We start from the raw sequence: 26,143 nt of genomic DNA, 5'->3' as shown, positions 1-26,143 counted from the left end.
AGGGCTTTCTCATTTTTATTAGATTAGAAATACATCTATTCTCTTACTCTTGGTACATACATATGTTTTCCTAAAAACAAAGCGTTCATAAATAAACGATTCGTTCCATACCAAGAACCTCTAAAATTAGGGTTATCTGCAAATAAAATAACTCGGCCACTTCCTATAGGACTTACAACAAGTGAAGCAGAAGGTTTTAGATAATGTTCATAATTATCAATCGATATATACCCGTCAATATGGGCATTTTTAGTATATTTTGCCACCGTAGCATACGGATTCTTACTTGGCGAAATAAATACTTCATTATTTTTATATACAGGTAATGAATTGTCTCGATATCCAAAACCTAATGGATGGGTAGTATCAAGATCCACCTCAAAAATAGCACCTCCTACTTGCTCTCTCCCAATATTTTCTCCAGCATCTACATATGGTAATCGTTTTACAATTTTATTCTTAGAAGTATCTTTTTCTTTTTTGGTTAATTGTTCTTTAACGATTTTTTTATCAATAGCCCATTTAGAAGCATTTGCAATAGTTATCAGCGTATTTCCGTGAGAAACCCATTCCTTTATTCTTTTTTGTTGTAGAGAATCCAATTGATAATATCTTCCGGACACCATGACTAGCGTATTATATTCTTTTAATGGAATACCATTAAACCTATTCATTCTTAATTTAGTTATTGGCATATGAATTCTGGTATCTAGCAAATGCCATACTTCTCCTGCCTCATAAGAATTAATACCTTCTCCAATTAACAACAATGCTTTAGGTGTTTCTAATTTTCTAAAATTACCACTTCCTAAGTCAATTCCCGATGAACTAAATCCTGTATTAGTACTAAAAATAGGTACGTTAAATTTTTCTTGGGCTGTTTTTACAATAGCAAACACCTCATCAATATCTTTTTTCTGCTTACTTACCGGAACTAAAATACTTCCGTAATTAAAGCTTTTATTTCCTTCTGAAGTAATAATACTAAACGGTTTAAATGCAGAAGCAACTAACAATCCTTTTGATTGCATGTAATACAATGCCGCCGGTGCATTATAATCATCCCAATTCATAATATATGCATAATCGGACTTAGATACTTTAGAAACGATGGTTATCTCTTTTGTAGATGTTATTTCTTGCCCTAAATCAATAGATTTTAACCCTTTATATTTCATGTTATAAAAATTGGCTACACTCCAAGCAGAAGCATCATAAAAAACACTATCTCGATATTTGTTGTATGTTTCAAATACCGTTTGAACCATTCTTTTTTGTGCTTGTTTTACAGGAACTACATATTTATTTCCTTTTTTATAAACCTTTATTTTATGTAGTAATAATTTATCTATAAATGCTTTATTTCTATTATTATCATATGCATCTCCAAATTCATAACCAGCAAAATTATTTTTAGCAACCCCAGATTCCGATGATTTAAAAAAGTCCTGCTGATACTTTCGTAACCTAGCTTTATTTTCTACTGCAGCTTTTACTGTGGCTATACTAGAAACATATTGATTACGAATTGTAAAAGGAAACGAGATTGTTCCGTAATCAGTATCTTGTAAATGTCCTCGAGAACTAGCTTGCTCAAACAATAATGCTAGTGCTCCTTGAAGATCCGGGTATGACGACCCGTAACCTGGATATGTCCCGTCAAATGCCTCTTTTGTAAAATAAAAAGATCCAATATTATCCAATGCTTTCGAAAAATAAGGAGCAAACAAATTGTTTAAATCTTCATAATTCTCTTTTGGCATAATAGGATCTAAAGAACCAATAGGTTTCATTGGCTCAAAAAAGTATGTGCTATTCGTTCCCATTTCATGAAAATCAGTAACCACATTAGGATACCATTCGTGATACCATTTTAATTTTCCTCTACTCTCAGGATTAATAGCTAATAACCAGTCTCTATTAAGATCAAACCAATAATGATTAGTTCTCCCACGAGGCCATCCTTCATTATGTTCTGCATCATATTTGTCACTAACCAACGGACTTCCCTTAAATTGATTTGCCCATTGCGTATGTCTATCTCGACCATCTGGATTAATCGTAGGGTCAATAAATACAATTGCATTATCAAGATATGTTTTTACTTCGGAACTATTAGAAGCAACAAGCGTATATGCGGTTAGCATAGCCGCCTCAGCACCAGAAGGCTCATTTCCATGAACATTATAACCTAGTTGAACAAAAATAGGTATGCCATTATAATTCGTTGGGTTAGCCAAAGCATCAGTAAATGCAAGATGTTGTTTTTTTATACTTGGTAAACTGCCAATGTTTTCTGGTTTAGAAATAGTAAGTATTACTAATTTTCTGTTTTCATGAGATTTTCCGTAGTTCTCTATAATGGCTCTATCTGATATTTCAGCCAGCTTAGTTAAGTATGCTACAATTTGATCATGACGTGTGTGTTGTTCTCCAATAGGATATCCAAGAAATTCTTCTGGTGTCGGTATTTCAGAATTAAAAGGAGCCTTATCCTTAAAAAAATAATCTTGTCCTACAATAGATGATATAGAGAACAAAGAGATTAAGGAAGAGAGTATGAAAAGTTGTGTGATCTTCATTAGAAATAAGATTAAAAAAGTTAGGTCAATCAGTTAGTTTTCAGAAGCCGTAAGATATTTTTTTAGCTTCAGTTTTTAATAACATTTGTAAGGTTTTTAACATTTAGCCCTCTAATAAATCACTTAATCATAAAAAAACAAACAATGAATACTAAAATAATTTTAGCCTTAAGAATCCTATTAGGTATCTTATTAATCGTTTTTGGAAGTAATAAATTTATAGGATTTTTACCTGATTTTGAATTTACAAATCCAGATGCAGGAATTCTATTTGGAGCTCTTGCAAATAGTTATATTCTAAAAACAGTTGGTCTTATTGAAATAATTGTCGGATTGCTATTAGTAAGTAATAAAGCAGTACCATTTGCACTGGTATTGATGGCTCCTATTTCTGTCAATATCATCCTATTTCACGCTACCCTTGATCCAGCTAACATAGGTCCTGGAGCATTTGTTTTTCTCGCAAATGCGTTCTTGATTTACAAAAATTGGAATACTTTTAAAAGTCTGTTTCGATAAACTACTTCTAAAACATTACTGGTATAAAAGTAAAATTTTTCGTTTCTTAGAGGACAGAAAATTCCGACTGCTCTACGAAAATGATCAACTGAGTTGCTAAACCCCAAAGCAACGCTCTAAATGTGTAATAGCTATCTGATCATTGCTAGAGCAGTCTTTTTTTATGCTTTATTTAGCACTTTACAGTTATAAGTTTTGATAATTTTGTAAACTACTTTATTTGGTTTTTATAAGTATTGCCAAAATAAAAACGAATAATTAATACTTAATTATTTATCTATAAAATTTAACTCATCATGAAAAAAACTCTTTTAATACTATTTTTGTTAGCATCTATAATAGGATGTAAAAATGAAACAAAAATAGAAACTGCTAAAACAATTATTCCTTTGAATTATCCAGAAACTAAAAAAGTAGATACTGTAGATACTTATTTTGACACTGAAGTCAAAGATCCTTACCGATGGTTAGAGGATGATCGTAGTAAAGAAACTGAAAGTTGGGTAGCTGAACAAAACAAAGTAACTTTTGGATATCTAGATAGTATTCCATTTAGAGATCAATTAAAAAATCGTTTATCGGGATTATGGAATTATGAAAAAGTTGGCTCACCATTTAAAGAAGGTGATTATACCTACTTCTATAAAAATGATGGTTTACAAAATCAATATGTAATATATAGATTCAAAAACGAAGGAGATGAACCTGAAATATTTTTGGATCCTAATACTTTTAGTGACGATGGTACAACTTCACTTGGTGGTGTTAGTTTTTCTAAAAATGGAAAACTTTTAGCTTACTCTATTTCTGAAGGTGGTAGTGACTGGAGAAAAGTCATTGTTAAAAATGCAGAGACTAAAGAGATTATAGAAGATACTCTTGTAGATATCAAATTTTCTGGAATGTCTTGGCGAGGAAATGAAGGTTTCTATTATTCCAGCTATGATAAACCTAAAGGAAGTGAGCTTTCTGCAAAAACAGATCAGCATAAAGTATATTATCATAAACTTGGTACAGCTCAAAAAGAAGATCAACTAATTTTTGGAGGTACACCAGAAGAAAAACATCGATATATAAGTGGACGTGTAACAGAAGACGATAAGTATTTAATTATCTCTGCTAGCACCTCTACTTCTGGAAATAAATTATTTATAAAAAACTTAACTAGTAATAATGATAAACTAGTTACTATTTTAGATAATACTGAAAGTGATACCTATGTAATTGAAAATGTGGGCTCTAAATTATATCTAGTTACAAACCTACAAGCTCCTAATCAAAAAATTGTAACGGTTGATGCATCTAATCCGACACCAGAGAACTGGAAAGATTTTATTCCCGAAACAGAAAATGTACTAAGCCCAAATACAGGTGGAGGTTACTTTTTTGCAGAATATATGGTAGATGCGGTATCCAAAGTATTACAATACGATTATGAAGGAAAATTAGTGCGCGACGTAGAATTACCAGGAGTGGGAAGTATTGGTGGTTTTGGATCGAAAAAAGAGGATAAAGAATTATACTATTCTTTTACTAATTATAAGACCCCAGGAAGCATTTATAAATATGATATTGCAAATGGGACTTCAGAATTATACCGTAAACCCAAAATAGATTTTAATCCTGAAGATTACGAAAGCAAACAGGTTTTCTATAACTCCAAAGATGGCACTAAAATTCCAATGATCATTACACATAAAAAAGGAATTGAACTAACAGGTAAAAATCCAACTATCCTATATGCATATGGAGGATTTAATGTTAGTCTAACTCCGTCTTTTAGTATTACGAATGCAGTATGGATGGAACAAGGTGGAGTTTATGCAGTTCCTAACCTAAGAGGTGGTGGAGAATATGGAAAAAAATGGCATGATGCAGGAACAAAAATGCAAAAGCAAAATGTATTTGATGATTTTATTGCAGCTGCAGAATATCTAATAGAAAATAAATATACATCCAGCGAATATCTTGCCATAAGAGGAGGATCTAACGGAGGATTATTAGTGGGAGCAACCATGACGCAGCGACCTGATTTAATGAAAGTAGCTCTTCCAGCTGTTGGTGTAATGGATATGCTACGTTACCATACCTTTACTGCCGGTGCAGGATGGGCTTATGATTACGGAACTGCGGAAGATGACCAACAGATGTTTGAATATCTAAAAGGATATTCTCCAGTGCACAATGTAAAAGAAGGAGTATCATATCCTGCAACATTAGTAACTACGGGAGATCACGATGATCGTGTAGTACCTGCACACTCATTTAAATTTGCCGCAGAATTACAATCAAAACAACAAGGTACTAATCCAACCTTGATACGAATCGAAACAAATGCAGGTCACGGAGCTGGTACGCCGGTTGCTAAAACAATAGAGCAATATGCTGATATTTTTAGCTTTACATTATACAATATGGGATATGAAGTTTTACCCGAGCAAGTAAACGACAATGTAAAAGGATAATTTTTTATAATTAAAATTAAAAGATCCGTTTTCTAAAAAGAGACGGATTTTTTTATTGAAGTTATTTATATTTGAAATATGCTTACAGTAAAAAATGTTTCCTTTGCCTATAATACCATTCCGGTTTTAAAAAATATCAATTTTACCATTGAAAAAGGAAAACACGTTGCACTTATTGGAGCAAGTGGTTGCGGAAAAAGCACCTTGTTAAAAATAATTTACGGACTCTTAGACACAAACCAAGGAACGTTATTCTGGGATGATCAAGAAATATTAGGCCCTGCTTATAACTTGGTTCCAGGACAAGAAAATATGAAATTCTTATCTCAAGGCTTCGAACTACAAGCATATAGAACAGTTTCTGAAAATATAGGACAATATCTATCCAATTTTGAACCTGAATTAAAAATTGGTCGTGTTAATGAGCTTTTAGAAATAGTAGAAATGTTACCATTTTCGGATACCAAGGTTGAAAACTTAAGCGGTGGCCAAAAACAACGTGTGGCATTGGCAAAAGCATTAGCTAAAAGACCTGAATTATTACTATTAGATGAACCTTTTGGTAATATTGATAACTTCAGACGTAGTTCCCTAAGAAGAAATCTTTTTACGTATCTAAAAAGAAATAAGATCACTAGTATCACTGCTACTCACGATAAAACTGATATACTTTCTTTTGCCGAAGAAACAATTGTAATCCACAATGGAGAGGTTATCAGTAAAGGGAATACAAAAAATATTTATAATAATCCAGAAAACTATTACATTGCATCACTTTTTGGCGAAGTAAATCAATTACCGATCAATACTTTTTTACCAGATTTTAATAACGATCAAACAATCCTATTATATCCTCACGAATTACAAATTGTCGAGAACTCTGATATAAAAGTCAGGGTAAAAAAGTCCTATTTTAATGGAAATCATTATCTAATTGAAGCTATTTTTAATAATAAAATTATTTTTATTGAACACCCATACGCAATAGAAAATTCTAAAGAAGTAGCGATACATGTCTCTGAAAAAACACTTACTTCTAGAACAAAAAATATTTAGTCTAAGACTATCAAATTCAGAGCTTAAAAATAGTATCCTGAATACTTGATCGAACCAGATCCTACGTAGACTAATTAATCCTCTACGGATTCTATTTAATTACATTTTGATTCCCTCTATTAAGATATCTTTAAAGTTGGTGTTTTTTATATATATCACCGATAATTATTGTTATCTTTTAAAATATTAACCCTTAAAACCAATATACCATGAAACGTAAACTATTTATTTTAAAGTTTTTAGCACTTTTATTTGTCGTCAATATTTCAATAGCCCAACAACCAAGCCCAACCAATAGTTCTAAAGCCAATGTCGAAGATACGGGTTGTACTGGTCAAGATACTTTTGACCAAGGTGTGAGAATTGTTCCTAATGCAAATTCGTGGAAAGATAGTTATCAAGCAAATGGCTTTTGTTTTTGTAAATCCTCTTTTGATCACGGTGTTGGCAATTTCAAAATTGATATTAATGGACAAGGCAGAAATATTAAAGATATCTGTGATGAGCTTAAAAAACACCCTAGTTATAGAGATTTAGCAAATGGAGATCCCAGATATAATACAATACAATGTGGCAACGAACCCGGGCATGATGACGCCATTACTATACAAGGTAAGAGAATTAAAGATGAAAAAGTATGTCCTGGTCGTGTAGACCAAGGTAGCAAAGGGTGTCAATGTAAAGGGCCTAAATTTGATATGGACTGGTTAAGTTCTAGACCTCGATTTGGAGGTGATGGAGACGGAAACGGAGACAACACTGGTCCTAACACTTCATTCACAACTCCATCAAACAATGCATCTTTTTCGGCTCCTGCAACTATAGAGGCTATTGTGACTGCAACTGACAGTGACGGTGTTAGTAACGTACGATTATATCTTAATGATTCTTTTATCAGACAAGAAAATGTTAGCCCTTATACTTGGAATAACAATAATCAAGATAACGCCTTAAAGAATCTTGGCGAAGGAAATTATACGTTAAGAGCTGAAGCAACAGATAGTAAAGGAGCTAAAACCACTAAAACGATCTCTTTTACCGTTGGAAATGATAACGGAACGGATGATTTTGTAACTATACTTGGGCAAAGTATTAATAAATATGTAAGCTCCGAAGGAGGTACGCGAACCATGCAAGCCAACAGAAACAATGCTGGTACAGATGAACAATTTATTATGGAATCTGCCGGAAACGGAACAGTGAGTTTTAAAGGAAGTAATGGAAAGTATGTAAGTTCAGAAAATGGAGGAAAGCCTATGAACTGTAACAGAAATGCAGTTGGGTCTTGGGAAAAATTTACTTTAGAGTCTTTGGGAGGTGATCTTTATGCGATCAAAGGAAATAATGGTAAATACGTAAGTCATGAAAATGGAAACAAGGCCATTAATTGCAATAGAAATGCCATCGGAGCCTGGGAAAAATTTGTAATTAGCGGTCTAAATCCAAATAGAATAAACGAAATAGTAAAAGGGAGTAAAGCATCTTATTCTATAAGTGTATATCCAGTTCCGTTGACTTTAGATAATGCTAGCATTACAATCTCACTACCTCAAAAAGTTTCTTATTCTTCTATAGAAATTATAGATCTAAAAGGAAACAGTATCGCTAAGAAAAATACTGGAGCTATGGAATCTGGAACTAAATCAATCTCACTAGATGACATGGGAAGAAGTATGCATTCTAGTGGACTTTACATTATCAAAGTACAATTGGATAATACTGTAATAACTAAGAAAATAGCGAAACAATAATCTTAGTTACTTTTATAAATATCTTAAACGGATGATCAAAAAATGATTATCCGTTTTTTTTATTCATTTTCTGTATACTTCATCATCTTCATTTCAGCACCATCAAAGATTGCATATGTATAATGTATGATCCAATCTCCTAAGTTTGTATATTTAGATTTATCATTTAGGTTTATTTCCATTGGAAGGTGTCTATGACCAAAAACAAAATGATCTGTATGTTTTATCTCTAATTTTCGTTTACAGTATTGTACTAACCACTCATTCTCTTCTCCAAGAAAAGTGACATCCTCGTCTCCAGAAATCAATTTGTTTTTTACAGAAAGATATTGTGCTAATTTTACTCCTAAATCCGGATGTAACCAACGAAAAAACCATTTTGCAACAGGGTTTGTAAATACTTTTTTCATTCGTTTATATCCTTTATCACCAGGACCTAATCCATCACCATGACCAATAAGAAATGTAGTTTCATTAAAAGTAAATTCTTGTGGCTTATGAAATACCGGAATATTCAATTCTGCTTCGAAATATCCATTCATCCAGAGGTCATGGTTTCCGACAAAATAATAAACCGGGATTCCGGCATCAGTAATTTCTGCAAGTTTCCCTAAAGTTCTTGTAAAACCTTTCGGAATTACTGTTTTATATTCGAACCAAAAATCAAAAAGATCTCCTAATAAAAATATAGCCCCTGCATCTTCTTTAACCTCATCTAACCATTTTACAAATTTTTGTTCTCTAGGAAAACTTTTTTCTTGAGTTGGCGCTCCTAAATGATTGTCAGATGCAAAGTATATTTTTTTACCTTCGGATAAACTTATCTTTTTCATTAATTTCTATAGATACTATGAAGTGAAAAAATATTCGTTATTCATCATTATCTGATGCATACCACTCTGCATAAGAAGTTTCTGTTTCTTGGAGCTTTAAGGAGTGTAATTTTATCGTTTCAGGAAGTTTAGCTTTTATTTTAGCAGCGAAATCGATGATCATATTTTCAGTAGATGGCTGATAATCCACCAAAATAACATGATGTCCTCTTTTTTCTAACTCCTGGGCTAATTCTAAGTGCGGGGTATTTTTGTTAAAAATAGTAGCATGATCAAATACATCTTCTATATCCTTCTTTACTATTCTCTTTAGATCTCCAAAATCCATAACCATTCCTAACTTTACATGAGATGTATCTGTAATCGGTTCTCCTATTACAGTTACACTTAACTTGTAGCTATGTCCATGTAGATTTTTACATTTACCATCATATCCATACAGTGCATGCCCTGCTTCAAAAGTAAACTTCTTGGTAATTCTAATCTTACTCATTTTTTGATCAAACTTTTTTGCAAAGTTAGTGAAGATTATTTTCTATTTTATTTTAAAACGTAAATAAGAGCTATTTACTAGTGATTGCTTGTAAATGTCCTGTACCCCAATTTGCCATTTCATTGAGTACAGGAGCCAAACTTTTACCATAATCAGATAAACAATACTCCACACGTGGAGGGACTTCGGGATAAATCTTTCTTATTATAATACCATCAGTTTCTAACTCTCGTAATTGCTGTGTCAGCATTTTCTGAGTAATAGTTCCCAATCTTTTTTTTAATTGACCAAAACGCAGTATTTCATTGTTTTGCAATTCCCATAAAATACCAGGCTTCCATTTACCTCCAATAACACTAAGTGTTGTCATTACTGGGCATTTTATCGGACCCTCACATTCTTTTTTTGATAAAAAACTCATAAAATTCAATTTTTAAAATACTGATAATCAATATTAGTATATAAAAAGAAACTACTGCACTTTTATGTACCTACTTGCACTAAGATACTAATGTATTTACCTTGTTACAAAAAAGATCATCATTATGTCAACTTATTTTATTACTGGTGCTACAGGTACTATAGGAAAAGAAGTAGTAAACAACCTACTTACTAAAAAAGAACATATAATTGCAGGTACTCGAAATACCCAAAAAGTCAAAGACATTTTTGAAAATTCGGTTACTGGAGCGTACTTTGATTATGAGGATAAAGCATCATATCAGGAAGTTTTGCAGTCAGATGGAATTTTCTTATTAGGCCCTCCATTAAACCCTAGGCTCTATGAATTACTAGAACCTTTTGTTGATTATTTACAGGATAACTATAACGGACGACTCATATATTTATCGGGGAATGGAATGGAAAATCTTGAAGAATTACCTTTTCATAAAAAAATGGAAGAAAAGCTAAGGGGTTCTTCTTTAGATTGGAATATCGTTCGTCCTGGATTTTTCATGCAAAATTTCGGTAACTATGAGCGAGAAAATATTCAAGATCGTAATATTATTTTTTCTCCTGCAGGAGAAGGTAAATCATCCTTTGTTTCTTCTAGAGATGTTGGAAGTGCCATCGCTGAATTACTTACAGATCAGAATAGAGTTAAAGAAACTCATATACTTACAGGAGCAAAAGCCTATTCTCATTTTGATGTTGCCTCTATGCTAAGTGACCTATTAGAAAGAGAAATCACATATCCAAATCCAGATGAAAACACCTATAAAGAGGTGTTAAAAGAATCTGGTGCTCCAGATTTCATTGCGGATTATATGATTCCTGTTTACGGAATGATTAAACAAGGGAAAGTAAGCGAAGTAACAACAGCTATAAAAGATCTAACAGGACAAGAACCCGAAAGTTTAGAAGCAGTTTTAAAAAGAGATTTCTTATAAAAATCAAATGTATAAATATCGGGATGCTTACATCCTGATATTTATCTTCTCTTTCTTTTATTATAAAAGTAAACTACTACTAATATGATTCCCAGAATTAAGAATAGTCCATTTCCTCCTAAAAAATTTAAAATATCCATTTGTTTTATTTTTTGAATTTTTTTAATGCTTCTTTTGTAAAATCAGAAAGCACCAACTCTCCAGAAACAGCAGCTCTTTCAATTAATAACTCATCCCAATGACTTGTTCCTTTCCAATTTACTTCTTTCATTTTTTCAGTAGCTCGTGGATTATAACTAGCTAATTTTTCGGCAAACAATTGTACCTCTTTATCCAATTCTGTTATCGTTTCAAAAACTCTAGTAAATAGCCCTTGATCTTTTGCCCAATAGGCATTTTTCCATTGAGAAGCATCCCAAGCTAGTGCTTCGAAAGCCGCTAATCCTATTTTTCTTGATACAGCTGGTTCTATTACAAACGGTCCTATCCCAATCGTTAATTCACTTAACTTAATAGAAGCTGCTTCTGTAGCCATACAATAATCGCAAGCAGAAGCTAATCCAACTCCTCCTCCAACAGTTTTTCCTTGTATTCTGCCAATGATTGGTTTTTTACATCTTCTCATAGCATTAATTACATTGGCAAATCCGGAAAAGAACTTTTTTCCATCCTCTAAATTTGTAATTGATACAAGTTCATCAAAAGAAGCCCCCGCGCAAAAAGCTTTTTCTCCTTCCGATTTTAAAACAATCACATAAATTGATGCATCATCAGATAAAATATCAATAGCTTTTGTTAATCTTTCTAATAATTCTGATGGAAAAGAATTACTAGACGGATGTCCAAACTCTATGGTTGCAATATGATTATCCGAATGTGTATATAAACTTCCGTTAGTTCTTGTAGTAGTCATTAAGCTAGATTTTTGATAAAAATAAATAATATTTTAGACTCTCATTCTACATTCTTAACCACAATATAAAACCCGTATTTTCACGGGTTTACGTTTTTTAATTGATAAATTATATTTGGTTTATGGAAAAAAAGTATTTAGAAAAATTTAGATTAGTAGCTTTTCTAATCTGTTTATACGTCATTATCGTGATGGTAATTATGAAATTTGCATTTTAAACATTTGCTAATGGATAATACTTATTCCTAAACTTAATAACCAAAGCTACCCCTCTAAATAACATCCAAACTGAAATTGCAATCCATATTCCATAAAGTTTCCAATCAAAATATCTAGCAATAAATAACATTGGTATAAAACCGAAAAAAGTAGATCCTACTAATACATTTCGTAAAAAACCAGTTTCTCCCAACCCTTTGAATATTCCATCACCTACAAATGCTAACGCATTAATTGGCAAAGCGATTACAACTAAATAAAAGAAACCTGTAAATACATTTAGTACCTCCGGATCCTTAGTAAAGATCAAACCTAATCGTTCGGGAATTAGTAACGAAATTCCTCCTAAGATACAAGCTACAATAACTCCATAAATATTCACTTTCTTAGCCATCGAAACAAGGTTGGTATAGTCTTTTGCCCCTAATAATCTCCCTCCTAAAATATTACCAGCACCTCCATATCCATCAATAAAAAATGCAAAGAACAACCATAATTGTATCGCAATACTATGAGCCGCGATATAGTTTGTTCCTAAGCTTGTCGCTTCTCTTACTGCCAAAAGTAATGTAGTATTTAATGCAAGAGAACGAATGAATAGATTTCCACTCATTACCAAAAAACGTTTCATCTCTGAGTGCCAAAGTTTTTCTAATCGCAATGACACCTCCGTTTTTTTAAGTAATAATACTAATGACAAAACAGCCATTAAAATCTGAGAGAATAGGCTTGCCCATGCTGCTCCTTCGAGATACATTGGTTCTAAAAAACCTTGTATTCCATAAACTAAAACAAAATCCAATATAATATTTGCTACAACTCCAATAATGGCAATAATCATCGGCCAATATGTGTTTTGTAATCCTCTAAAAATTCCAAAAATTGCAAATACAAAAAGGGATAATGGAAAGCCCCACACTCTAATACTATAATAAGAAATACAATAATCCAATACCAATCCTTCTGCTTTTAGAAGAATAAAAATTTCTTTAATAAAAGGAACGGTGGCTAAAAGAATGGTAATACTCAATCCAATATTAAAAAGAATTGCTTGTGCAGGTAGTGTCTTTACCTCATCCAATTTTCCTGCTCCCAAATATTGTGAAATAATAGCAGAAATTGCTGCTCGAGTTTGTGCTAAAACCCATATCAACATAGAAAGAAATGAACCAACGATTCCTACAGCAGCAAGGGATTCTGTTCCATTTATTGGAATATTACCAACAATTGCAGTATCTGTAGCTGATAATACAGGCTCTGCAATTCCAGCAATGATCGCAGGAATTGCCAATCGGTTTATATTTTTAAAACTTATAACACTGCTCACAATACAAGTTCATAACAATAAAAGGGGTGTTCACTTTGTTTAGGGAAGAAAATATTTCCTAATTTCCTATATCCTCTAGTTTCATAAAATTTTTGATTTCTTTTATTCTCACTAAATGTATCTAGACGAACTGATACATAGTTATTATTTTTTGCGTAAGCTTCTGCCCAACTCATTAGTTCCTGAGCATATCCTTTACCCCAATAATCAGGATGTACAGCTAATCTATGTATATAGATATTATTTTTATTCTCGGTAATCCATTCGATCGGTATATATTCATCATCCATCAATTCAGTAATTACAATAATTCCTTTAATCAGATTTTCTTCTTCTAAAAGATATAACTCTTGTAATTCAATGTCTTTTTCGAAACGTGATCGAGTAGGGTAGTGTTCATTCCATTGATAAATTTCTTTTGCTATCATAGCCCTAGCGCAAGATTGAGTTAATTTATGAATAGCATCTAAATCAGAAAGTGTAGCTTTACGAATCATACTTTTTTACAAATGCCAAAAATACAAACTATTCCTTCTAAGAAAACGACTTATAGTATAACAAAACATCATTTTATATAAACTTTAAGAAAAGAAATAATAACCCGTATATCTTCAACCTATCAAAAGAGAGATTTACTGCTCAAAAATTGTAATTTTGCATCCTGACACACAAATTAAGCTTAGAAATGAAAAATATTCTTGTTCCTTTAGGACTATCAGAAAACTCTGTAAGTATAGCACGACTTCAATATGCAATTGATTTTGCAAAAGAACTAGGAGGAACCATTTACGCCGTACAGGTTTTTAAAGAACTACCTAGATCTGGTAGTCTCCCTTCGGTAAATGAAACACTAAAAAATATTTCGGTTACAACAATTGAAGAAAAATTTGCTCAAGTAGAAAAAAAAGGTATATCAGTCATTGCCCTTCCGCTAGAAGGTGATCTCTTAGAAGCTATTCCAGAATTTAATCTAAAACACTCTATAGATTTAATTGTTCTAGGTTCGGAAAGCCATGATATCAAAAATTCTTATTTCCTTGGAGAGACCTCTGGAAGTTTACTAAAGAAAACAGAGATACCTGTATTAATTGTTCCCGAGAATTATGTTTTTCAGCCAATCAATAGGACATTAATGGCTATAAAATCAGGAGTCATTAAAAAGCAAAAAACATTGAACCCTATAAAAGAAATTCTAAGTGCTTTTGATTCAGAAATAAAATTACTTCAGGTTAAAACAAAAGAATTTTTGCCCGAAGACGCAGAATTTCAGAAAGATTTAGCAGAAATTATAACATCCTATAAATCTTCAGAAAACGCAACCTTGTTTCAGGGAGTTTTAGAACATCTTAATGAGAACAATCCAGATTTGTTATGTGTATTTAGGCGTAGTAGAGGTTTTTTTGCTAAACTATGGGAGGAGAATACCATATTGAAAAAAGATTTTGAAAGTAGGATTCCTTTATTAGTCCTTAAGGGTGCATTGCGTGATTAACTTATAATCAGGGGATGTAGCTCAGCTGGCTAGAGCGTTTGACTGGCAGTCAAGAGGTCGTGGGTTCGAGTCCCATCTTCTCCACAGATAAACAAACAGTTATGAAAAACATCTATTCATAACTGTTTGAAAATTGATGAAATTATTTCTTTTTATCAGTTTACAACTAATTTTCTTATTACTGATTTCTTGTTCTTATATACCTTCAAAAGATAGACACCTTTACTAAGATTACTGAAACTATATTCTTTTTGATTTATTTCTCTGATACTTCTTATCTCTCGACCGGATAAATCAAATAAAACTATTTGTCTTATATCATTGTAATCTGATACTTCTATGCTTACATTCCCTTTACTTGGATTAGGAAAAACCCTTATAGTTTCTTCCTCCTCTTTAGATCCATTATTATCATCAATTCGTTGATCGCATTCAGCTTTAAAGCTAATCCAATCTAATTGAATATTTCTACTTGCATTATGAAAATATAGGTATACAACATGATTACCAGTTCCTGAGACGTCTATTGTTTTTTCTACATAATCATTCCAACTCCCTGTACTTTCTGGATATATCTCTGCTATATTATTACTATCCTGATTATTATCAAGTCTTATTTTCATATAACCGTTTTCATTATTTCCCTTAGAATATCTAAAGGTAAACTTGCCACCTGATATATCAATATTATCAAACTTCAACCAATGAGAATAACCAATATTTGTTACTATTCCATTTACAGTATTCAATTGATAAAAACTGTCTGAATTATTTTCTGCTTGTATTTTATTACAGATTGAACCTCCTGTGTCACCTTCCGATTCTTCGAATCTTATCCAATTGATATTAAAAAGACCTCCTGAAATGTCTAATCGTAATACTTGATTTGCGTTTCCACTGGAAATTTGTACATTTTCTATACGTACACTTTGCCATGATTGCCATCCATTTGTATTAGGAATAACTGTAGAACCTAATTCTGATGTTCCTAATTTAAGTGATAGTGATTTAGAATTATTTTGAGTACTTGCAACTCTTAAGACTATGTCATAAGTTCCAGGAGTAACATTTCCTATTGTATACTCTAACCATTCTCCATTATTTGTCCATCCTAGATTAGTACCACTTCCAGTATCAGATGTATTCTGTAGATCAACACCCTCATCTGTTCTACCTTGACCTCCATTATTACTTGAATCGGAATCATTATAAGCAACTCCTTGCCCTCCATTATCATAATCTTCTGCTTGTATTATTCCAGGAATAGTATGATTTATAAATGGTGACTGTATAGGATCTACTATATCTCCTTGTTCTATTACCACATTGCCTAAACTAATAGGACAATCGTTATTACCCCAACGAACCCATACATTATAAATTCCTGGAGCAACATTATCAAAAGTTGCAGAACCTAAATTATCATTTACGTCTAGAGGATATGTTAACCCTCCATCACTACTAAACTCTATAGCTCCTCTATCAGGTTCATCAGAAAACGTAAAGGTGATTTTTCCATCATTAGCTCCTTGGGTAGTTTCATCAGTTGCAGTTACAGTAGCCGTTGGAAAAGGTGTGCCATTACAATCCGGAATATCTACATTACCCGTAATTGCTTTAAAATTTCCTGATAAATGCATAAAACTCATCATATATAACAACCCATCATAATACCTAAATTGCCCTGAAGGAATTGGAGTATCAAAAAACTCATCAATAAAAGGCCATACTTTTGGATCTTCTAGAGCCAAAGCCCCAACCGCATTACATGCTACTAAACCAGGTGAATGATCATTGTTTCTACTAAATGAACCATCCAATGTCCATAAGGTGCTATACCCTGGTTTATCTTTAAAAAAATTGATCTGCTTGTTTATTAATGGTTGTATATCGTTTTTACTTTTTTGAAACCAAGCAAAATCAAATCCCATGTTCATAATATTTCTCCAAGCATCAAACTCAAAATTACCATGATTTCCTTGATTTACAGGTCTACCATCAAACTCCGAATAATCTGGCATTAATCCAGTTTGGGGATGTGCTGCTCTCGGAAGTAAATAAGTACGGCTTACTGTCGCCATATCTGTCCATAATTGATTATTACTATCAGCTTCTACAGCCCATATTTCATAAAAAGCCGGAAGATGATACGATGGATCAGTAAAACTTGCAGAATTTCCACAAATCCCAAAAACTATTTGTTTCTCATTCTCATCTATCAAACTAGTAGGGCAACCTCCTGAACTAGGTGCTGGTTTATTAAGCATACTATCAAGAATATAATTTGCCTCTGCTCTATAATCAATAGAACCATTACTGCCCCAAAGAGCATCTGCAAAAAATAAAGCAGTTACAAAATATTCTTCTCCATCCGGTGCAGAATTTTGGTCAATCATAGAAAAATTTGATCGACTTAATTGCCAGGAAAACAAGCCTTCTCTTTCTGTTCCCTCTGGGTGTTGACTATAAGTTTCTGCAAAACGCCATAATTTATCAAACTGTGCTTTCTTTCCTAGTTGAACACAGATCATCATTCCATAAGACATTCCTTCTGATCTTATATCATTATTTCCTGTATCCAAAATATAAGCCATATCATTACCTACCTCGTAATAAAGTCTTTCATTGTTACTATCTCCGTTTACAAAATAATGCTCCCAGATAGCGTTCATCTTTTGTTGTACTTCCGTTTCGGTTTTTCCAGATTCTACAAACATATTTCTGTATACTCCAGATTCGAATGAAGGTACTGACGGAATAACCGGAGCTTGTCTTGGTGGTGGCGGAGATCCTAAAAATGTAAAAGTAATTCGATCTAAAAATGTATCATTTGATCCATTATCTGTTATCAATTCTAAAGAGAAATTAAGAGGATTACTGCCTATAATGCTAATCTCTCTAGAACTATTAGAAACAGAAGTTCCAGAAAAACTAAACGAACTAACATTATCACCTATATTTAAATTAATCTTAGCCTCAGTATCAGTGGAGGATGCTCCTCTTATTTCTACTTTATATAGACCTGGTAATGTTGAAAGATTAATTGATCCTTCGGCCTTATCTCCATTACCATAAAAGCCCACACCATCAAAAGGTGAATCTATCATTCCTGCATATGGGCCGCTAATACCCAAATCCTCAATCTGAACAGTGTTTTGTCCAGAGACGATTACTACGCAGAGTAAAAATAATTTCAAAAAAAAAGTTTTAATTGTTTTCATAAGAAGTTTGTGTTTAGAAATTTAGTTAATCTAAACTATGATATTTTCACACAAACAATTAGCAAACAATTAAATACATAAAAAACCACTTATAAAAGTAATTAACTAACACCTTTTGATAACGTAAAAACAATTTTTGAAAATAAGTTAATTTTCTGGTAATCAGTTTTTTATAATCATTCTTGTAGTATATAATTTCTACTTTTTTTACGAAAACGTTTTCGTAAAAAATTCCAAGAAGTATTTATATATAATCTATACCTAAGTAAACGTATAAATCTTTATAAAAAATACATTACAAAGCATAGGATACCTCAAAAGATGACTAGAAAAGAGACTTATTAATATGATTAGAAATAAGAATCCCTGTAAAAATGCATTTACAGGGATCATTTACGACGATTGTTTATGGGAATAAAATCACTATAATCCTTCTAAAAATCCTTGATACGCAGATTTTTTATTAAAGGAAGCATCAAATAATAGCGGCCACTCTGGTCGGCCGTTATTTTCGGGAATTAACCAAGTATCATCATCTTTTAATCCCCAAACCGTTATTGCATATTTTTTGTTCTGCGGAATTGCATTAAAAATCTCAACTACTTCTCGCACTCTTTGTCTTTGTGCCTCAGATCTTTCTTCTGTTAATTCTGTTAAATCATTCGCTGCATTAACCTTTACATCCAATTCTGCAAAATGCACCAATACATCCTTTGCTACTAATTCATCCGTAGCTTCTTGTATCTGCTCTCTACTAGGGAAATTATAGTCTATATGCATCTGATAACCAACACCGTCAATAAGATTGTTTACCAATAAATCATCTACCAATACTAGCACTTTTCCTCTTTTTGTGCCATCAAAAGTCATATTATAATCGTTATAAAACAATTTTACATTAGGGTCAGCGGCTCTAGCAAAAGCAAAACATTTTTCTACATAATCATCTCCCATTCGCTGTAAGAATAAAGTATTTCTCCATTGAGTACCTGCATCATCATCTATAGCTTCATTTACAACATCCCAAGAATTAATTTTACCTTGATATCTTGTAAACACATCAGTAATATATTGTTCTATTAAATCTTCGAACTCCTGATCCGTACCACTAAAATTCTCTAAAGCTTCGGGAATACTTCTATGCCATATTAAGGTATGTCCATGTACATTTAGACTATTCGCTTCTGCGTAAGCAACTAGTGCATCTATTTTACTCCAATCATAAATTATATCTCCCGAACCATCTATCCCTGTAAAAATAGAAGCCATTTTCATATCATTTTCAGCAGTAATACTGCTAAATTCTCCCTTATAAAGATCATCATAGGCAGTTATATTGGTTCTAGCTTCAGATACTGCAACTCCAACAAAGAAATTATTCTCTGTAGCAGATTTTAGGGTTATATCATCTGGAAACTCCTCATTGGTTTCTACACTTATAGTATTTGAGTTTTCGGAAACAACACCATTTACTATAGCCCTTACTCTATAGTAATACTGGGTATTTAAAGATAAACCTGGTATATCTTGAAACAACTGATTTACCGCTAAACTTTCATATCCTTGTACAAAGGATCCAAAATTAGGATCGGTAGCTACATCCAGCTCGTACCCACTTGCCAAAAACACATTACTCCAATTGGCGGTAAAACTTGTAAAATTAATTTCGGAAGCATCTTGTGCAACCGGTGGGACTGCTGAAAAACTTACTGTATTGTCATCATCAGAGCAAGCTACAAAGTTCATCATCATAATAAAAAATAAGGCATAAATGACCTTATTATATACTTTTTCTATTTTCATTGTAATTATTTTATAGAACACATATCTAGAGGAGTAAAACCAATCAAATTAGATGAAATCCCTCTGGATATGTGTTATTATTATTTTATTTTGAAAAGGGCTTTAATCAAGCTCCAATACCTCTAATTTTAGATTATCATATCTATAACCCGATGGTACTACTCCGGTATCACCTTCGTGACTGATTTGCATTCTTACCGCTACGAGCGTAGCAGGATTAGGATCACCCATACTTTGGTTGTTAACATCAAAACCAAATCCAAAATCGGATAGTTTTAATCTTAATGTTTGCCACCCTGATCCTGTTAAAGGAACTTTAAAAATCCAGTTGTCTGTAGTTGCATCTTTTAAAATAAACTCCATAACGGTCCCTGGATAATCATCTCCATTAATATCAAGAAGGATAAATGCATTTTCCGAATCAGTTGAAGTAGTAACAGGAGCTACTTCTTGGTGACCACTTCCTGTAAAACCATCTGTACCTGTATCATCCCAAACAATTTCTGCTCCTCCACTACCATCTACACCAAGACCGTTACTAACCTGAAAGATATTATCTCCATAAGAAAACCAATCAGCATTGTAATCATTATTAATATTTGGTATTCCATTTCCATCAAAATCACTAAATAAAATCTGAACAATACCTCCAACGATAGGTAAATCTTTAGAAACCATTCCTCCAGCCGTAACTACAGTAAAAATGGTAGTTTCGGTCTTTCCTTCAGGAAAAGTAAATAAGATTTCTTGTGGAGAAACTACGGTAAAATCTCCAACTGATTCTCCATCAACAAGTACATCTTCTACATTAAAAAACCAATTACCAAATGCTCTCATCTCGATACCTCCTTCTCCCTTTGATGGTGAAAATGTATCTGCTACTGTTAAGGTAGGGCCTGGTTGCTTAATAGTAAACTCTGTAGAAACAGATTCTCCATATAGGTTCGTAAAGGTTACTGTTTGATTTCCAAAACGACTTCCTTGATCCGCATCAAATGGAACATTAAAAAATAATGCTACATTAGAATTTAATGTGGAGTTAAAAAAGGTATTTACAGTTCCATCAAAAATAATTTCTTTCATATCATTAAGTCCTGTACCTTCTACTCTTACTAGCTCTGCAGGGAATCCTTCATTGATCGCGGGTTCATCTCCAAGTGATACTATATTTACTATTTGTGGATCTCCAAATTGAAGTCCATCTCCGTTATCATCATCACAAGATGATATACATACCAATAAGCCAATTACTGAGCACAAAACAAGCAACTTCTTGATATACATCATTTCTTTATTTTTTTTCATCATTACTTATTTATTAATCATTAATTATATAGTCTATTGCAGGACTAGCTGTATCTATAAATGATGACTCTGCAGATGGTATTGGTAATAAAAAGTCATCATCATCAATGCTATCTACAAAAAACGATTCTACATTAAATGGAACTAACGTATTTACAGTTCCTCTATCTTGATTTCTAATAATGTTTTTTGCAGTTTCTCTATCCATTCTTACTAAATCTAACCAGAATTTACCTGCTTCAAAAGCAAATTCTATTCTTCTTTCATCTGTAAGTGACTGTCTTGTGATCATTCCTTTTTCGGATAATCCAGCTCTTCTTCTTATTTGGTTAAATGCCTCTACAGCTGCTGCATCTCCAGTAGAATCTGCATCACCCATTATTGCCTCGGCATAGATCAATAGTACATCTGCATATCTCATCAATTGGGTACTCATATCTGTTCTCATAAAGAACACATTTGGATGTTCGTCTAATGATCCTACTACATATTTTCTATATCGTAGTTTTGTAGCTGAATCATCTCCGTTTTCTGGAAATGTCCATCCGCCTTCACTAGTTAACAATTCAGGGTAGAATCTTCCAGGTTCACAAATAATCCATTGTCTACGTAGATCTTCTTCTCCTGCATCAGTAACATTATCAAAGGAAAGAAACAAATCTATACTAGGATTTACAGAACCAAAAGATCCATCATTACCAATCACATCATCACTAGCAATAAGATAGGCTTGGTTAGTATTCTGAATACCCCACAATCCATTAATGGATGTCCAAACCCATCGATAGATACCTTCACTATTTACACTTGCAGACGGATTTATAAACTGATCTTGATAATTAGACTGCAAACTGTGTTGCCCGCTATCAATAACTAACTGAGCATAATCTCTAGCCTTATTATATTCTTTACGTGTTAAATACATTTCTGCCAGATAAGACCAAGCGGCTGTTTTTCCAACTCGTATTCCACCTGCTGTTCCGTCAGGTAATAACTCTGCTGCTTTTTGCAAATCATTTTCAATAAAATCATAAATACTGGAAACTGTATTTAACGGATATAAGGTAGAAGTATCTGAAGTAACCTCATCGATTACTGGAATTTCTCCCCATAGACGGACTAAATAGAAATACGAAAAAGCGCGCACAAATCGAGCTTCACCTTCTACCTGATTTCTTACATCTTCAGAAATTTCAGCATTTAATGGTTGGCTAACCACTTTTAATAATTGATTTGCATCTGCAATTCCTTTATAGAAACCTTCCCAACCTTCTAATAATACTCCATTATTTACTCCAACGGAAAACAATCTCCAAGCGGCATCTGATTCAAAACCAATAGAATTACCTGCTAACATATCCAATGAATACATAAACTTATCATTCGTTGTAAAAAAGGATTGCCCATACAAGGAATTAGCTCCAGCTAATAATTGTTCATCCGTTTGATAAAAATTATCTTCAGTAATAGAATCAACAACCTCTATTTCTAAAAAATCTTCACCACAAGATGAGAGAAAGGTCAATACAATAGCATATGTAAAAATTCTCTTTATACTTTTCATACTAAACATATTATTTTCTTTTTCATGTTAAAATTGTACATTAAGTCCAAGTGTCATTGTTCTTGGAACGGGATATCTTCCAAAATCTATACCTTTAAATAAAGCACTTTGATTAAGTGATCCTACTTCAGGATCGTATCCTGAGTAGTTCGTAAATGTGTATAAATTTTGTATTGTTGTATACACTCTTATCTGATCAAAAAACTTAATTTTTTCTCCAAAAGTGCCTTTAGGTAATGTACATCCCAAAGTAACACTCTGAATTCTTAAGTAAGAACCATCTTCTATAAATCTATCGGATACTCTAATATTTCCGTTTTTATCTCCATCGGAATATCTAGGTAAACTTCCATCAGTATTCGTAGCGCTATATCTATCAATTACAGAAGTAGCTTGATTTGCATTAAATCGGTTAACTCCTTCGATATAGGTACGAGTATAGTTATAAATATCGTTTCCATAAGTTCCTTGTAAGAATACTGATAAATCAAACATTCCATATCGGAAATTATTAGTCATACTAAATGTAAAATCTGGATGTGGATTTCCAATAAATGTTCTATCGTTATCATCAATCACTCCATCATCATTTAAATCCTTAAATCTAACATCTCCTAACCAAGTACCGTTAGCTTCATCCACAGAGCTTTCTGCAGGAATAGCAGCAGGTTCAGCACCTGTTAATTCATCTATATCTCTAAATAACCCATCGGTTACAAAACCATAGAACATTCCGATAGGTTGCCCTACTTCTGACCTTGTTAGATTGGCAATAATTTCCTCATCTTGTAGCGTTCCAATGATAGCATCATTTTCACCTGATAATTCAGTAATCTCATTACGATATAAACTAAATACAATGTTGGTATCCCAGCTAAATTTTTCATTCGTAATGTTCTTTGTATTCAAAGTTAAATCAATACCATCATTGATCATTTCACCAAAATTTTCTACTGGAGCATTAACTCCTATAAAAGACAAGGTGTTCAAACTACCTAAGAAACCTGGTATAGGTCTAGTTGCTAAGAAATCTTTAGAAGTTTTTCTATACACATCTACATCTAATCTAATATTGTTATCCAAGAAACCAAGTTCCACTCCCAAGTTTGGAGAAATTAAAGATTCCCATGCAACATTAGGGTTATTAAAATTAGCTAAACTAAATCCACTTCCAAGTGCCGTATTTTGATTTCTAAGAAAGCTCAGATATAGAAAATTATTTATATCCTGGTTTCCACTAGTTCCGTATCCAGCTCGTATTTTAAAATAACTCCAAGCGCTAGAAATACTCTCCATAAAAGGTTCATCACTTACTACCCACGCTGCAGATACTGATGGGAATAAACCCCATCTATTATTAGGTCCAAATTTTGAAGAACCATCATATCGTAAGGATGCTGAAAATAAATATTTTGAATTATAATCATAATTAATTCTACCAAAATAGGATAAGAGAGAAGCTGCACCTTCGAATGATTCGGATAAGGATGTCTCAGCATCTCCAGTATTTAAACCAGGAACATCATTACTAGGAAAGTTAGATCTTTGCCCAGACAATCCTTGAAACTCGGTTTTCTGAGCTTCTGTTCCTAATAGAATATCAAAATTATGATTTCCAATACTAGGAGTATAGGTTAAATAGTTTTTGAATAGGTAATATAACCCTTCATTGGCTGCTCTAAAAGACGAATTTAAGCGATTCGAAAGTGATCCAAAATCATAAGTCGGGAAGAAACTTTGCGTTTTAGCTGTATTATAGTCATACCCTAAATCTGTTCTGAACTTAAGATTATTCGCCAATTTAAGATCCAGATAAATATTTCCATTCATTTTAAATCTTTCTAGCGTACTGTTTCTTATTTCTGAAGCGGCTATCGGGTTTAATGCTCCTGTATTACCTAAACCGTTTTCTGGAGAACCAAAGGTTCCATCAGGATTTCTTACAGGTACATTAGGAGTCTGTCTTAATGCATTGATAATGGTACCATTTCGAGAATCATTTAATCCTATTTGCTCTAACGAACTACTTAGGTTTATGTTATGTCCAAATTTGATCCATTCATTATACTTGTAGTCTAAATTTAATCGTAATCCAAATCTTCTAAGACCAGAGTTGATTACAATACCTTCTTGATCAAAATAATTAGCTGAAGCATAAAATTTTGTTTTCTCTTTTCCTCCAGAAATTGATAATTGATGATTCGTTATTGGAGCTGCTCTAAAAATTTCTCTTTGCCAGTTTGTTCCATCTCCTAAAATATTTGGATTCTCAAACTGAGGAGCTGGTGGTAAATTAGTTGACGGACTCTGTCTAACCTCATTTGAATATGCCGCAAACTCTCTTAGATTCATCATATCTAATAACTTAGGAACTGTCTGAATTCCTGCATATGTCTCATAGCTTATCTTAGCTTTTCCTGCCTTTCCTCTTTTTGTAGTAATCAAAACCACTCCATTAGAGGATTGCGCTCCATATATTGCCGCGGCAGAAGCATCCTTTAAAACGGTTATGGATTCGATATCATTTGGATTTAGCGCAGAAAGAGGACTTATAGCCGTCTGTCCACCAGTTCCTCCAAAACGCGAAAAATTAAATGAATCACTCTCTGAATTCTGAACGTTTACACCATCAATAATATATAATGGTTCATTAGACCCAGTTACGGATGTTGTACCACGTATTCTTACAGATACCGCTCCTCCTGGTCTACCTGTACTTCGAGTCACAGTAACTCCAGATACTAATCCTTGAATCCCTTGATCGATATTAGTAACCGTCTGTTTATCTAACACATCTCCGCTAATTGTAGATATCGCAGATGTCAGATCTTTTTTTCTGCTTTGTCCATACCCAATAACCACAACTTGTTCTAAATCTGTTGCTTCGGGTATCATTACAACATTAATTTGTACGGAGTCAATAACAATTTTTTGTACCGTTTGCATTCCAACATAGGAAAAAACTATAATATCTCCTTTCGATACCCCTTGTAATTCGTAATTACCGTCAAAATCAGTTAAAGCACCATTGGTGGTGCCTTTTACCAAAACGGTAACGCCTGGTAATGGCAAATTAGATTTATCCGTAACTGTTCCACTAACATTATCTTCTTGCGAAAAAACATGCTGTGTTCCAATTAAAATAAATACAATAATTGCTAGTTTAAGTCTTATCATATGACATTGTTTTTATGTAGTTAAGTTTAAAG

18 protein-coding genes and 1 tRNA gene are annotated in these 26,143 nt (G+C 32.9%); 7 read left to right on the top strand and 12 right to left on the bottom strand.

Features of this window, described 5'->3' with window-relative positions; all coding sequences use genetic code 11:
- Nucleotides 1-35 precede the first annotated feature (35 nt).
- Nucleotides 36-2,582, bottom strand: a complete 2,547-nt coding sequence (locus tag J8L88_RS01915; RefSeq protein ID WP_118388113.1) for a M14 metallopeptidase family protein — start codon at nt 2,580-2,582, stop codon at nt 36-38.
- Nucleotides 2,583-2,726: 144 nt separating this feature from the next.
- Here J8L88_RS01915 and J8L88_RS01910 point away from each other — a divergent pair, with 144 nt between their 5' ends.
- From J8L88_RS01910 to J8L88_RS01895, 4 genes are all read left to right on the top strand, one after another.
- Nucleotides 2,727-3,101 (top strand): DoxX family membrane protein, encoded by a 375-nt coding sequence (locus tag J8L88_RS01910; RefSeq protein WP_118388115.1) that lies wholly within the window; start codon nt 2,727-2,729, stop codon nt 3,099-3,101.
- A 296-nt stretch (nt 3,102-3,397) separates the two neighbouring features.
- Nucleotides 3,398-5,566 carry a prolyl oligopeptidase family protein gene (locus tag J8L88_RS01905; protein WP_211059798.1) on the top strand — a complete coding sequence of 723 codons (2,169 nt, stop codon included), beginning with the start codon at nt 3,398-3,400 and terminating at the stop codon, nt 5,564-5,566.
- 78 nt (nt 5,567-5,644) lie between these two features.
- Nucleotides 5,645-6,622, top strand: coding sequence for an ABC transporter ATP-binding protein (locus J8L88_RS01900; RefSeq protein WP_118388119.1), 978 nt, complete (start codon nt 5,645-5,647; stop codon nt 6,620-6,622).
- Nucleotides 6,623-6,831: 209 nt separating this feature from the next.
- Nucleotides 6,832-8,373, top strand: a complete 1,542-nt coding sequence (locus J8L88_RS01895; RefSeq protein WP_027394661.1) for an Ig-like domain-containing protein — start codon at nt 6,832-6,834, stop codon at nt 8,371-8,373.
- A gap of 59 nt (nt 8,374-8,432) precedes the next feature.
- On the opposite strand, the gene J8L88_RS01890 is transcribed toward J8L88_RS01895, so the two are convergent.
- From J8L88_RS01890 to J8L88_RS01880, 3 genes are all read right to left on the bottom strand, one after another.
- Nucleotides 8,433-9,206, bottom strand: coding sequence for a UDP-2,3-diacylglucosamine diphosphatase (locus J8L88_RS01890; RefSeq protein WP_247666396.1), 774 nt, complete (start codon nt 9,204-9,206; stop codon nt 8,433-8,435).
- 37 nt (nt 9,207-9,243) lie between these two features.
- Nucleotides 9,244-9,699, bottom strand: coding sequence for a 6-carboxytetrahydropterin synthase (locus tag J8L88_RS01885; RefSeq protein WP_027394659.1), 456 nt, complete (start codon nt 9,697-9,699; stop codon nt 9,244-9,246).
- 70 nt (nt 9,700-9,769) lie between these two features.
- Nucleotides 9,770-10,120, bottom strand: a complete 351-nt coding sequence (locus J8L88_RS01880) for a helix-turn-helix domain-containing protein (RefSeq protein ID WP_247666395.1) — start codon at nt 10,118-10,120, stop codon at nt 9,770-9,772.
- Nucleotides 10,121-10,244: 124 nt separating this feature from the next.
- Between J8L88_RS01880 and J8L88_RS01875 the strand changes: the two genes are divergently transcribed.
- Nucleotides 10,245-11,090, top strand: a complete 846-nt coding sequence (locus tag J8L88_RS01875) for an NmrA family NAD(P)-binding protein (RefSeq protein WP_211059797.1) — start codon at nt 10,245-10,247, stop codon at nt 11,088-11,090.
- A 145-nt stretch (nt 11,091-11,235) separates the two neighbouring features.
- Here the strand turns inward: J8L88_RS01875 and J8L88_RS01870 are convergent, their stop codons facing one another.
- The 3 genes from J8L88_RS01870 to J8L88_RS01860 form a co-directional block, all read right to left on the bottom strand.
- Nucleotides 11,236-12,003, bottom strand: coding sequence for an enoyl-CoA hydratase/isomerase family protein (locus J8L88_RS01870; RefSeq protein ID WP_027394657.1), 768 nt, complete (start codon nt 12,001-12,003; stop codon nt 11,236-11,238).
- 214 nt (nt 12,004-12,217) lie between these two features.
- A complete protein-coding gene (locus J8L88_RS01865; protein WP_211059796.1) occupies nt 12,218-13,549 on the bottom strand; it encodes an MATE family efflux transporter in 1,332 nt (443 codons plus the stop codon).
- Nucleotides 13,546-14,046 (bottom strand): GNAT family N-acetyltransferase, encoded by a 501-nt coding sequence (locus J8L88_RS01860; RefSeq protein ID WP_118388129.1) that lies wholly within the window; start codon nt 14,044-14,046, stop codon nt 13,546-13,548. The genes J8L88_RS01865 and J8L88_RS01860 overlap by 4 nt, the downstream gene beginning before the upstream one ends.
- A gap of 188 nt (nt 14,047-14,234) precedes the next feature.
- On the opposite strand from J8L88_RS01860, the gene J8L88_RS01855 reads away from it, so the two are divergent.
- Both J8L88_RS01855 and J8L88_RS01850 read left to right on the top strand, forming a co-directional pair.
- Nucleotides 14,235-15,041, top strand: coding sequence for a universal stress protein (locus J8L88_RS01855; RefSeq protein WP_211059795.1), 807 nt, complete (start codon nt 14,235-14,237; stop codon nt 15,039-15,041).
- Between the two features lie 10 nt (nt 15,042-15,051).
- Nucleotides 15,052-15,125 (top strand) — tRNA-Ala (locus J8L88_RS01850).
- A gap of 71 nt (nt 15,126-15,196) precedes the next feature.
- Here the strand turns inward: J8L88_RS01850 and J8L88_RS01845 are convergent.
- The 5 genes from J8L88_RS01845 to J8L88_RS01825 form a co-directional block, all read right to left on the bottom strand.
- Nucleotides 15,197-18,262 (bottom strand): glycosyl hydrolase family 8, encoded by a 3,066-nt coding sequence (locus tag J8L88_RS01845; protein WP_211059794.1) that lies wholly within the window; start codon nt 18,260-18,262, stop codon nt 15,197-15,199.
- 423 nt (nt 18,263-18,685) lie between these two features.
- On the bottom strand, nt 18,686-20,065 hold the full coding sequence (locus tag J8L88_RS01840) for an endo-1,4-beta-xylanase (protein WP_118388191.1): 1,380 nt from the start codon (nt 20,063-20,065) through the stop codon (nt 18,686-18,688).
- A 102-nt stretch (nt 20,066-20,167) separates the two neighbouring features.
- On the bottom strand, nt 20,168-21,370 hold the full coding sequence (locus tag J8L88_RS01835) for a hypothetical protein (RefSeq protein WP_027394613.1): 1,203 nt from the start codon (nt 21,368-21,370) through the stop codon (nt 20,168-20,170).
- Between the two features lie 13 nt (nt 21,371-21,383).
- Entirely contained in the window at nt 21,384-22,934 is a 1,551-nt protein-coding gene (locus J8L88_RS01830; RefSeq protein WP_158594441.1) for a RagB/SusD family nutrient uptake outer membrane protein, read from the bottom strand.
- Nucleotides 22,935-22,961: 27 nt separating this feature from the next.
- Nucleotides 22,962-26,111 (bottom strand): TonB-dependent receptor, encoded by a 3,150-nt coding sequence (locus tag J8L88_RS01825; RefSeq protein ID WP_118388195.1) that lies wholly within the window; start codon nt 26,109-26,111, stop codon nt 22,962-22,964.
- Nucleotides 26,112-26,143: the final 32 nt, after the last annotated feature.

The organism is Aquimarina sp. MMG015, from assembly GCF_018100855.1.
Classification (GTDB): domain Bacteria; phylum Bacteroidota; class Bacteroidia; order Flavobacteriales; family Flavobacteriaceae; genus Aquimarina; species Aquimarina latercula.
The sequence above is the reverse complement of the archived record's forward strand: the minus strand, read 5'-3'. Positions and strand labels throughout refer to the sequence as shown.